This is a genomic window from Streptomyces cinereospinus (assembly GCF_042430725.1).
GTDB lineage: Bacteria > Actinomycetota > Actinomycetes > Streptomycetales > Streptomycetaceae > Streptomyces > Streptomyces cinereospinus.
The window spans coordinates 1-12,486 of the sequence record NZ_JBHMCY010000123.1; the positions used below are offsets into that span (position 1 = coordinate 1).

A 12,486-nucleotide genomic window follows, 5' to 3' on the forward strand; every position below is an offset into this window, starting at 1 on the left:
CCAGGGACGACGAGCACGCCGTGTCGACGGTGACCGCCGGGCCCTCCAGGCCGAACGTGTACGCCACCCGGCCGGAGGCGTTGGCGCCGGTGCCGCTGTTGCCGGCGTAGTCGTGGTACATCAGGCCGGCGTAGACGCCGGTGCGGCTGCCGCGCAGGGAGGCGGGGCTGATGCCGGCCCGTTCGAACGCCTCCCAGGCGCACTCCAGCAGCAGCCGCTGCTGGGGGTCCATGGCCAGGGCCTCGTTGGGGCTGATGCCGAAGAAGGCGGGGTCGAAGTCGGCGGCGTGGTGCAGGAAGCCGCCCTGGCGGGTATAGCTGGTGCCGGGGCGGCCGGCGGTCGGGTCGTGCAGTGCGTCGACGTTCCAGCCGCGGTCGCCGGGGAAGTCGGAGACGGCGTCGACTTCGTCGGCGAGCAGCCGCCACAGGTCCTCGGGAGAGGCGATCCCGCCGGGGAGGCGGCAGCTCATGGCCACGATGGCGAGCGGCTCGTCGTCCGGGGCGGTGGTGGTGGCCGGCCGGGGGGCGGCGGTCGTCGTTCCGGCGAGTTCGCCGAGCAGGAAGCGCGCGAGGGCGGTCGGGGACGGGTAGTCGAACGCGAGGGTCACCGGCAGGCGCAGGCCGAGCGTCTGGCCCAGGCGGTTGCGGAACTCCACGGCGGTCAGCGAGTCGAAGCCCATCTCACGGAACGCCCGGTCGGGGTCGACGTCGGCGGCGGAGGCGAAGCCCAGCACGGCCGCGACGCGGTCCAGGACGAGGTCGAGGACCGCCTGTTCGCGGTCGGCCGCGGGGAGCCCGGCGAGCAGGCCGGCGGTGGCGTCCGCCGCGGGGGCGGCGGCGCTGCGCCGGATGCCGGGGAGGAGGCCGCGGAAGAGGGCGGGTACGTCGGTCTGTCCGCGCAGTGCGGCCAGGTCGAGCCGGACGGGCAGCAGGACGGGTTCGTGGCGGTGCCGTGCCGCGTCGAACAGTGCCAGTCCCTCCTCGTCGGACAGGCCGATCATGCCGCTGCGGGTGATGCGGGCGCGGTCGTGGGCGCCGAGGCCGCCGGTCATGCCGGTGCCCTGCGCCCAAAAGCCCCAGGCCAGGGACTGTGCGGGGCGGTCGTGGGCGCGGCGGAGGCCGGCGAGGCCGTCGAGGAAGGCGTTGGCGGCGGCGTAGTTGCCCTGGCCGGGCGCGCCGAGGATGCCGGCCGAGCCGGAGAACAGCACGAACATGTCGGCATCGCCGGCGAGTTCGTGCAGGTTGAGCGCCGCGTCGACCTTGGGCCGGAACACGGCGTCCAGGTGCTGGGGGGTGAGGGTGGCGATGGTGCCGTCGGCGAGGACGCCGGCCGCGTGGACGACGCCGCGCAGCGGCCGGTCGGCGGGTACGGCGGCGAGCGCCTCGGCCAGGGCGTCGCGGTCGGCGGCGTCGCAGGCGGTGAAGGTGACGGTGTGGGCGCCGAGGCCGGTCAGTTCCTCGCGCAGCGCGGCGGCGCCGGGGGTGTCGGGTCCGCGGCGGCCGAGGAGCAGCAGGTGCCGTACGCCGTGCCGGGCGACCAGGTGCCGGGCGAGGAGTCCGCCGAGGGTGCCGCCGCCGCCGGTGATCAGCACGGTGGCGTCCGGTGCGAAGGCGGTGGTGTCCTGGTCGTCGGTGCGGGTGGGGGCGGGGACCCGGGCCAGGCGGGCCGCGTGCAACCGGGTGCCGCGGCAGATCAGCTGGGGTTCGCCCGAGGCGATGATCGCGGGCAGCAGGCCGGGGAGCGGGCCGTCGGTGTCGGCCAGCAGGATCCGGCCGGGGTGCTCCGACTGCGCGGAGCGCACCAGGCCCCACACGGCGGCGCCGGCGAGGTCGGTGACGTGCTCGCCGTCCAGGGCCGCCGCGCCCTGGGTGTGCACCAGCAGGGTCGTGTCGGCGAAGCGTTCCTCGGCCAGCCAGGTCTGCAGGGCGGTCAGCACGTGGTGGGTGGCGGTGTGCACCGCGGTCCGGTCGGTGCCGGGCCGGACGGCCAGGGTGACGACGTCGGGCCGTTCGGGTCCGGTCGCCTCGTCCCAGGGCGTCGCGGTGACCGGTTCGCCGGCCGCGACGGTCACCGGTGCCCAGGCCGGCCGGTACAGCGCGTCGTGGACGGGCCGCGCGGTGTCGGTGGTCCACTCGCGCGCCGCCGGCCGCAGGACGACGGAGGCCAGCGAGACGACCGGCGCACCGGTCGAGTCGGCCGCCTCCAGGGCCACCTCGCCGTCGCGGAGCGCGGTGAGCCGGACCCTGAGGTGCGAGGCTCCGGAGGCGTGCAGGGTGACACCGGAGAACGCGAACGGCAGCAGGGCGTGTTCGCCGACCGCGCCGGTGAGGGCGCAGGCGTGCAGGGCCGCGTCGAGCAGGGCCGGGTGCAGGCCGTACGGGCGGCCCTGGTCGTCGGCGCCGTCGGCCGGGTCGGGCAGGCGGACCTCGGCGTGCACGGTGTCGCCGGTGCGCCACACGGCGCGCAGGCCCTGGAAGAGGGGGCCGTAGCTCAGTCCGGCCCGGGCGAGTGCGGGGTAGAACCCGTCGAGGTCGACGGGGGTCGCCCCGGCGGGCGGCCACTGCACGGGAGCGGTGGGGGCGGTGGCGGCCCCGGGGGTGAGGAGGCCGGTGGCGTGGCGGGTCCACGGCTGGTGGTCGGGGGCGTCCTCGTCGCGGGCGTACACGTGCAGGGGGCGTGCCCCGTCGGCGTCGGGGCCGCCCACGACGACCTGCACCTGGGTGCCGCCGGTGCCGGTGAGGAAGAGGGGGGCTTCGACGGTCAGTTCGGACAGTACCGGGCAGCCGACCTCGTCGCCGGCGCGGACGGCCAGTTCCACGAAGCCGGTGCCGGGGAGGACGGCCGTGCCGAGCACGGTGTGGTCGGCCAGCCACGGCTGGGCGGCCGTGGAGAGCCGGCCGGTGAGGATCACGCCGTCCGACTCCGGGGTGGTGACGACGGCGCCGAGCAGGGGGTGGCCGGCCGCGCGCAGTCCCGCGCCGGTCACGTCGCCGCCCGTGCCGGGCGCGGCGTCCAGCCAGTACCGGGTGTGCTGGAAGGGGTAGGTGGGCAGGTCGGTGCGGCGGGCGCCGGGGCAGGTGCGGGTCCAGTCGACGGCGACGCCGTGCACGTGGGCCTCGGCGAGCGAGGACAGGAACCGGTCGAGGCCGCCGTCGTCGCGGCGCAGGGTGCCGGTGACGGTCGCGGCGACCCCGGCGTCGGCGAGGGTCTCCTCCATGCCGAGCTTGAGCACGGGGTGGGCGCTGGTCTCGACGAACACGTCGAAGCCGGCGTCGGCCAGGGCGCGGGTGGTGTCGGCGAAGCGGACGGTCTGGCGCAGGTTGCGGTACCAGTACTCGGCGTCGAGTGCGGCGGTGTCGAGGAGGCCGCCGGTGACCGTGGAATGGAACGGGACCTCGCCGCCGCGCGGCCGTACCGGCGCCAGCTGTTCCAGCAGCCGGTCGCGGACGCCTTCGACGTAGTGGGAGTGCGAGGCGTAGTCGACCGGGATCACGCGGGCGCGGACGCCGGCGTCGGTGAGGTCGGCGCGGAGCCTCTCCAGGGCGTCGGGCTCGCCGCAGACGACGACCGAGCCGGGGCCGTTGACCGCGGCGAGGGACAGCCCGTCCAGGTCGCGCAGGCGGTCCGCGGCGGCCTCGGCGGACAGGGCGACGGACATCATGCCGCCGAGCCCGGCCAGTTCCTCGGCGATGAGGCGGCTGCGCAGGGCGACCACCCGCGCGCCGTCCTCCAGGGTCAGGCCGCCGGCGACGCAGGCCGCGGCGATCTCGCCCTGGGAGTGGCCGATCACGGCGGCGGGCTCGACGCCGTGCGCGCGCCACAGCTGGGCGAGGGACACCATGACCGCCCAGAGCGCGGGCTGCACCACGTCGACGGCGTCGAGGGTGGGCGCGCCGGGGTCGCCGCGCAGCACGGCGAGCAGGTCCCAGTCGACGAAGGGGCCGAGGGCTTCGGCGCATTCGGTCATGCGCCGGGTGAACTCCTCGGACGAGTCCAGCAGCCGCACCGCCATGCCGGCCCACTGGGAGCCCTGGCCGGGGAAGACGAAGGCGACCTGCGCGCCGGTGCGGGCGGTGCCCCGGACGGCGTTCGCGGCGTCCCGGTGCCCGGCCAGCGCCGTGAGGCCGGCGACCAGTTCGGTGGTGTCCGCGCCGATCACCACGGCGCGGCGGCCGAGCGACGCCCGGGTGGTGGCCAGTGCGTGCGCGACGTCGGCGGGGTCGGGGTCCTGGGCGGTGACGAAGTCGGCCAGCCGGGCGGCCGTCGCGGCGAGGGCGTCGTCGTCGTGGGCGGAGAGCACCCACGCGTGGGCGGCGGACGCGGCATGGGCCTGTGGGGCGGGGGCGGGGGCCGCGGTGGCGAGCGGCGCGGACACGGCACCGGCCGCGGGCGCGGGCACGGGCGCGGGCGCGGGCACGGGGGCGGGCACGGGGGCGGTGTCCGCCGGTTCGGCCTCCAGGATGACGTGGGCGTTGGTGCCGCTCACGCCGAACGAGGACACGCCCGCCCGGCGGGGACGGTCGCGGTCCGGCCACGGCTGGGCCTCGGTCAGCAGCCGCACCGCGCCGGACGTCCAGTCCACCTTCGCGGACGGTTCCGTCACGTGCAGGGTGCGCGGCAGCAGGCCGCGCCGCAGCGCCATGACCATCTTGATGACGCCGCCGACCCCGGCGGCGGCCTGCGCGTGCCCGATGTTCGACTTCAGCGAGCCGAGCCACAGCGGCTGCCCGGCGGTGCGGCCCTGCCCGTACGTGGCCAGCAGCGCCTGCGCCTCGATCGGGTCGCCCAGGGTGGTGCCCGTGCCGTGTCCCTCGACCGCGTCGACCTGACCGGCGGGCAGGTGCGCGTCGTGCAGGGCCTGCCGGATGACGCGCTGCTGGGCGGGGCCGCTGGGTGCGGTGAGGCCGTTGCTGGCGCCGTCCTGGTTGACGGCGCTGCCCCGGACCACGGCGAGCACGGCGTGGCCGTTGCGCCGCGCGTCGGAGAGCCGTTCCAGCAGCAGCACACCGGCGCCCTCCGCCCAGCCGGTGCCGTCCGCGCTGTCGGAGTAGGCCTTGCACCGGCCGTCCGGCGCCAGCCCGCGCTGCCGGCTGAACGCCACGAACGGCGCGGGCGTGCACATCACCATCACGCCGCCGGCCAGCGCCATCGTGCACTCGCGGCGGCGCAGCGCCTGCACGGCGAGGTGCAGCGCGACCAGCGAGGACGAGCAGGCGGTGTCGACGGTGAGAGTGGGGCCCTCCAGGCCGAGGGTGTAGGCGACGCGGCCGGAGATCACCGCGGACGCGGCGGCGGTGCCGAGGTAGGCCTCGGCCGCGTCGGGAGCGGCGTTGAGCAGGTCGCCGTAATCCTGGTAGCCGGAGCCGGTGAAGACGCCGATCTGCCGGCCGCGTACGGCGTCGGGGGCGATGCCCGCCCGTTCGAACGCCTCCCAGGACACCTCCAGCATGAGCCGCTGCTGCGGGTCCATGACGACGGCCTCGCGCGGGGCGATCCCGAACAGGCCGGCGTCGAAGCGGGTGGCGTCGTAGAGGAAGCCGCCCTCGGCGACGTAGCTCGTGCCCGGCCGGCCGGGGTCGTCGGCGAGCAGCCGGTCCAGGGGCCAGCCCCGGTCGTCGGGCAGTGGCCCGACGGCGTCGACGCCGCCCGCGACGAGGTCCCACAGCGCCTCGGGGGTGCGGACGCCGCCGGGGTAGCGGCAGGCCATGGAGACGATCGCTATCGGGTCGTGCGCGGCGCTCCGGGCGTCCTGGAGCTGCTGCTTGGTCTGCGCGAGGTCGGCCGTCACCCGTCGCAGGTAGTCGAGAAGCTTCTTGTCCTCGGCCATCACACTGTCCTCATCTGCCGGGTCGGGTGCGCGGCTCAGCCGTTCAGTCCGAGCTGGTTGTCGATGAACGCGAAGAGTTCGTCCGCCGTGGCGTCCTCGCTGATCCCGCCGTCGTCGGGTCCGGCCGCCTCGGCGGCCGTGAGCAGGGTGCGGAGCCGGGCCGCGATCCGGTGTTCCGCGATCTCGCCGGCCGGCAGCGCGGCGACGGCGGTCTCCAGCCGGTCCAGGTCGGCGAGCAGCCGTGCCGCGCCGGTGGGCGGCGCGAGCAGGGTGCGCAGGTGGTCGGCGACCGCGGCCGGGGTGGCGTGGTCGAAGACCAGGGTGGCCGGGAGGTCGAGGCCGGTGGCCGTCGACAGCCGGATCTTGAGGTCGGTGGCGGCGACGGAGTCGAAGCCCAGGTCGGAGAACGCCTTGTGGGGCTCCAGCGCCTGTGGCCGGTCGTAGCCGAGCAGGGCGGCGACGTGGGTGCGGACGAGGTCGAGGACCTCGCGTTCCTGGTGGGCGGGCGGCAGCGCGGCCAGGCGGGCGGCCGGCTCGGACGGTGCCGCGGCCGCCGACGTGCCGGGCGCGTCGGCCGCCGCGTCGGGCAGGGCGTCGAGCAGGGGGCGCCGGCGGGCCATCGTGTAGACGGGGGTGAAGCGGGGCCAGTCGATGTCGGCGACGACGAGGTGCCGTTCGCGGTGGTCGAGGGCCTGGCGCAGCGCGGTGACGGCCAGGTCGGGCCGCATGGGCGGGGCGCCGAGGCGCCGCATGCCGGCGGCGAGCGGGGCGTCGACCATGCCGCCGTCCCAGGAGCCCCAGGCGATCGAGGCGGCGGCGAGGCCGCGGGCCCGGCGGGCGGCGGCGAGCGCGTCCAGGTAGGCGTTGGCGGCGGCGTAGCCCGCCTGGCCGGCGCTGCCCCACACCGCGGCGCCGGACGAGAACAGCACGAACGCGTCCAGCGGTGTCCCGGCGAGGAGGTCGTCGAGGTGGGCGGCGCCGCGCACCTTGGCGGCGGCGACGTCCGCGAGTTCGGCGAGGGTGAGGTCGGGCGCCGGCGCCATCCGCTGCATGGCGCCGGCCGCGTGCACGACGGCGGTCAGCGGCCGGTGCGCGGGGACGCCGTCCAGCAGGGCGCCGAGGGCGGCGCGGTCGGACACGTCGCAGGCGGCCACGGTGACCTCGGCGCCCAGCGCGGTCAGCTCGGCCCGCAGCTCCGCGACGCCGGGGGCCTGTGCGCCGCGGCGGCCCGCCAGCAGCAGGTGCCGGGCGCCCGACTCGGCCATGAGACGGGCCACATGGGCGCCGAGTCCGCCGGTGCCGCCGGTGATCAGCACCGTTCCCGAGGTGCGCCAGGGGGTCGCCGGGTGCGCTTCGAGGGGGGCGCGGACCATGCGGCGGGCGAACACACCGGCCGGGCGGACGGCTACGTGGTCCTCGCGGCGGCCGTCCCGCGCGGGGTCGTGGCCGCCGGGGTCGCCGTCCCGTACGAGTGGCCCGCCGGCGTCGGAGAGCACCGCGCACATCCTGCGCAGGGCGGCCGCGTCGGGGTGCACGGGCAGGTCGACCAGGCCGCCCCAGAGGTCCGGCAGGTCCAGGGCGAGGCCGGTGCCCAGGCCGTGTGTCATCGCCTGGGCGGCGTCGGGCCGTTCCTCGGTGTCGACGGCGACCGCGCCGGCGGTCGCGCACCACAGCGGCGCGGCCACCGCGGCGTCGGTGAGCGCCTGCACCAGGGTGACCGTCGCGGCGTACCCGGCGGGCAGGGCGGGGTGCTCGTGGTGCGGTGCGGTGGCGAGGGCGAGCAGGCAGAGCACGCCGCGCACACCGGTGTGTTGCCGCAGCCGGGCGGTCAGCGCGGCCCGGTCCTCGCCGGCGCCGACCGGGAAGGGGACGACCTCGGCGCCGTGTTCCGCGAGCGCCGCGCCGACCGCGGACACGAGCGGCTCGCCCGTCCGGGCCTCCCCGGCCTCGTCGGTAGGGGCTTCGCCGACGAGGCCGGTACGGGCTTCGCCGACGATGCCGGTACGGGCTTCGGGGACGGCGAGCAGCCAGCGGCCGTCGAGCGGGCCGGGCGCGGGGTCGGTGACGGGCTGCCAGGTGACCCGGTAGCGCCAGTCGGCCACGGCGGCCTCGGCCTGCCGGGTGCCGCGCGCGGCGCGGAGGGCGGGCAGCACTTCGGCCAGCGCCTCGGTGCCGACGCCCAGGTCGGCGGCGAGCGCGGGCAGGTCGGCCTGTTCCAGGCCGGTCCAGAAGTCCTCGTCGGCCGGGTCGAGGCCTGCCGGGGTCCGCTCGGCGGGCTCCGACCAGTACCAGGTGCGCCGGAACCGGTAGGTCGGCAGGTCGATCCGGCGGGCGCCGCTGCCCGCGTGGAAGGCGGGCCAGTCGACGGCCGTGCCCCGGGTGTGGGCCCGGGCCACGGCGGTGACCAGTTCGGGCTCCTCCGCGCGGTCGCGGCGCAGCACCGGGACGAACGCGGCCTCGTCGCCGGGCGCGAGGCTCTCGGGTCCCGTCGCGCTCAGCGCGGCGTCGGGGCCGAGTTCGAGGAAGGTGGTCACGCCGTGGTCGGCGAGCCACCGCACACCGGTGCCGAACCGTACGGTGGCCCGTACCTGCCCCACCCAGTGTCCGGGGTCGGTGAGTTCGGCCGCCACCGGGCCGCCGGTGAGGGTGGAGACGACCGCGAGGCCGGGGGCGTGGTAGCGGATCCCGGCGGCCACCTCGGCGAACGCGTCGAGCATCGGTTCCATCAGCGCCGAGTGGAAGGCGTGGGACACGGCGAGTCGCTTGGTGCGCCGGCCGGCGGCCCGCAGCCGCTCCGCCACGGCCAGGACCGCGTCCTCGGGGCCGGACAGCACGGTCGACGCGGGGCCGTTCACGGCGGCGAGCGCGACCTGCCCGGTCAGCAGGGGCGCGACCTCGTCCTCGCCCGCCTGCACCGCCACCATCGCCCCGCCGGCGGGCAGGGCCTGCATCAGGCGGCCGCGCGCGGTGACCAGCCGGGCGGCGTCGGCGAGGTCGAACACCCCGGCCACGTGGGCCGCCGCGAGTTCGCCGACCGAGTGGCCGAGCACGTGGTCCGGCCGCACGCCCCACGACTCCAGCAGCCGGAAGAGCGCCACTTCTACGGCGAACAGGGCGGGCTGAGCGTATCCGGTCCGGTCGAGGAGCGGGGCGTCGGTGCCCCACATCACGTCCCGCAGCGGGCGGTCCAGATGGGCGTCGAGGGCGGCGAGCGCCGCGTCGAGGGCGTCGGCGAACGTCGAGTGGGCGGCGTGGAGTTCGCGGCCCATGCCGAGGTGCTGGGCGCCCTGCCCGGTGAACAGGAACGCCGTCCGGGCGTCCGTGTGCGCCACGCCGCGCACGAGTCCGGCCGCGGTGCAGCCGTCGGCCAGCGCGGTGAGCGCGGCGCGGGCCGACGCCTCGTCGGCGGCGACCACGGCGGCGCGCTCCTCCAGGTGGGCTCTGGACACGGCCAGCGAGTGGGCGAGGTCGGGCAGCGGTTCCCCGGGACGCTCCCGCAGGTGGTCGAGCAGGGCGGCGGCCTGGGCCCGCAGGGCCGGTTCACCGCGGCCGGACACCAGGAGGGGGAAGAGCCGGGCGGCGGGGCGGGGTTCGGGGGTGTCGGCGGGGGACTTCTCCGCAGGGGCCTCTTCGGCGGTCAGCCGCTCGGCGGGCGCCGTCTCGGCGGGCGTCCCTCGGCCGGACGTCCGCCCGGTGGGCGCAGCTCCAGCCGTCGTCGCTCCAGCCGTCGTCGTTCCAGCGGGCGCCGCTTCAACGGGCGCCGCTCCCGCTGGCGCATCCTCGACCGTCGGCTCCTCGGCGAGCGCCTCTTCGGCGGGGGCCTCTTCCAGGATGACGTGGGCGTTGGTGCCGCTCAGGCCGAACGCCGAGACGCCCGCGCGCCGGGGACGGTCGGTACGCGGCCACGGCCGGGCCTCGGTGAGGAGCCGCGCGTGACCGGCCGACCAGTCCACCTCCGGCGTCGGTTCCGCCAGGTGCAGGGTCCGCGGCAGCGTCTCGCGCCGCAGCGCCTCCACCATCTTGATCACGCCGCCGACCCCGGCGGCGGCCTGCGCGTGCCCGATGTTCGACTTCAGCGAGCCGAGCCACAGCGGCCGCTCGGCGGTGCGGCCCTGCCCGTACGTGGCCAGCAGCGCCTGCGCCTCGATCGGGTCGCCGAGGGAGGTGCCGGTGCCATGGGCCTCGACGGCGTCGACCTGGTCGGCGGTCAACTGGGCGCCCGCCAGCGCCTTCTCGATCACACGCTGCTGCGCGGGCCCGTTGGGCGCCGACAGCCCGTTGCTGGCGCCGTCCTGGTTGACCGCGCTGCCGCGCAGCACCGCCAGCACCGGGTGGCCGAGCCTGCGTGCCACCGGCAGACGCTCCAGCAGCAGCAGTCCGACGCCCTCGGACCAGGTGGTGCCGTCGGCGTCGGCGGAGAACGACTTGCAGCGCCCGTCCGGAGCCAGCCCGCGGTCCTGGCTGAACCCCACGAACGAGTCCGGCGTGGCCATCACCGTGACACCGCCCGCGATCGCCAGGGAGCACTCCCCCGCCCGCAGCGCCTGCGCGGCCAGGTGCACCGCCACCAGCGACGACGAGCAGGCGGTGTCCAGCGTCACGGCGGGGCCCTCCAGCCCCAGCGTGTAGGCGACCCGGCCGGAGGCGACGCTGGCCAGGCTGCCGAGGCCCTGCGCCGCGTAGTCGTGGTAGACGAGCCCGGTGAAGACGCCCGTGGGGCTGCCCTTGAGCGACGTCGGGTCGAGGTGGGCCCGCTCCAGCAGTTCCCACGACAGCTCCAGCAGCAGCCGCTGCTGCGGGTCGGTCTCCCTCGCCTCGCGCGGGCTGATCCGGAAGAAGTCCGCGTCGAACTCCCCCGCGTCATGCAGGAAACCGCCCTGCGCGCAGTACGTCCGGCCGGGCGTGGCCGGCTCGGGGTCGTACAGGCCGTCCACGTCCCAGCCCCGGTTGCGCGGGAACCCGGAGATCGCGTCGGTGCCGGACGCGACCAGGTCCCACAAGTCCTCGGGGGTGCGGACCCCACCGGGGAAGCGGCACGCCATCGCGACGATGGCGACGGGTTCGTGCCAGCGCTGCTCGGCGTCGCGCAGCCTGCGGCTGGTCTGCCGGAGTTCGGCCGTGGCCCGTCTGAGGTACTCGCGGAGCTTGTCGTCGTTGCCCATGGTCCTTCAGCTCTGCAGGTTGTCGAGCATCGCGAACAGTTCGTCGTCGGAGGCGGAGGTGAGGTCGTCCTCGTCGGTGGCGGCCGGGCCGGTCCGGTCGGTGGCGTCGCGCCACTCCCGCAGCAGCGCGTCGAGCCGCCCGGTGACCCGCAGGGCCGCGTCCGGCTCCAGCCCGGCCCCGGTGAGCAGCGCCGCCAGCCGGTCCACCTCGGCCAGCACCGGTTGCGCCGGATCCCCGGCGCCGGCGAGCTGCTCGCCGAGATGAGCGGCCAGGTCATGCGCGGTCGGGTGGTCGAAGACCAGGGTGGGCGGCAGCCAGCGCCCGCAGGCCGCGCTGAGCGCCTTGCGCAGTTCGACGGCGGCCAGCGAGTCGAACCCGAGGTCCTGGAACGGCCGGTCCGGTGGCACGTCCTGCCACGACCCGTGTCCCAGGACCGCGGCCACGTGCGTACGGACCAGTTCGAGCAGCGCCTCGGCTCGCCGGCCCTCCGGCAGGCCGGCGAGCCGCTCGACCAGGCCGTCCGCCGGTGCGGGCTGCCTGAGGGACGGCCGGGTCCGGGCGGGTACGTCACCCCGGTCGGCCGGCTCGGGCAGAGCGACCGCGCCGCTTTCCACACGCGCGACGGACAGCACCGGCCGCCCGCCGTCGTCGGTGGCCGTCAGCGCGACACCGGCGTCCCCCGGCGTGATCCGCACCCGCAGCGTCCGCGCGCCGACGGTTCCCAGGGAGACCTCACGCCACACCACGGGCTGCGTCACCTCGTCCGCCGTCCGGTCGAGGTGCAGTGCCGCGTCGAGCAGGACCGGGTGCAGCGCGAACTCCCCGCCACCGCCCGCCTCCGCGGGCAGCGACACCTCCGCGTACCACTCCTCGCCGTGCCGCCAGGCCGCCGTGACGGCCTGGAACGGGGCGCCGTAGCCGTACCCGGCGGCGAGCAGCCGCTCGTAGACCTCACGCACGTCGACGCGGGCGGCCCCGACGGGCGGCCAAGGCCCGAACACCTGCGCGGGTGGCAGGTCGAGCGGCTCCAGTGTGCCGTGCGCGTGCCGCGTCCAGGGCGTCTCCTCGCCGGCACGGCTGTGGACGGCCACGGGCCTCGCGCCGGTCTCGGCGTCCGGCTGACCGACGACCACGTGCACCGTGACCGGGCCGCCGTCCAGGAGCAACGGTGCCTCGACGGTCAGTTCGGTGAGAAGTGCGCAGTCCGCCTGGCGCCCCGCGGTCAACGCCAGCTCGACGAACCCGGCCGCCGGGAGGACGAGCCGCCCGTGCAGGTCGTGCTCCCCGAGCCAGCCGGCGTCGGCCTCGGCCAGCCGCCCCGTCAGCACGAGGAGATCACTGCCGGGTACGGCCACCTTGGCGGCGAGCACGGGATGCCCGGTCGCGGACTGCCCGCTCCCCGCCCGGTCGGTACCTCGCGGGGTTGCCAGCCAGTAGCGCTGGCGTTGGAAGGGGTAGGTGGGGAGGCCGTCGAGGTGGTGCCCGCCGGGGTGCAG

Annotated in this window: 3 protein-coding genes; all 3 read right to left on the reverse strand. The window is 76.8% G+C overall.

Going from position 1 to position 12,486, the window contains the following annotated elements:
* Positions 1-5,830 (reverse strand): SDR family NAD(P)-dependent oxidoreductase (locus ACFF45_RS34320; RefSeq protein ID WP_381350912.1); only part of this gene is annotated, 5,830 nt, incomplete at its 3' end.
* Between the two features lie 32 nt (positions 5,831-5,862).
* Complete coding sequence (locus ACFF45_RS34325; RefSeq protein ID WP_381350913.1) at positions 5,863-10,989, reverse strand: type I polyketide synthase; 5,127 nt, start codon at positions 10,987-10,989, stop codon at positions 5,863-5,865.
* Between the two features lie 6 nt (positions 10,990-10,995).
* The coding region (locus tag ACFF45_RS34330) for a polyketide synthase dehydratase domain-containing protein (protein WP_381350914.1) at positions 10,996-12,486 on the reverse strand (1,491 nt) is incomplete at its 5' end.

Bases quoted from the DNA above. Each gene is read 5' to 3' on its own strand.
- ACFF45_RS34325 (WP_381350913.1), bottom strand. From the start codon at position 10,989: ATGGGCAACGACGACAAGCTCCGCGAGTACCTCAGACGGGCCACGGCC.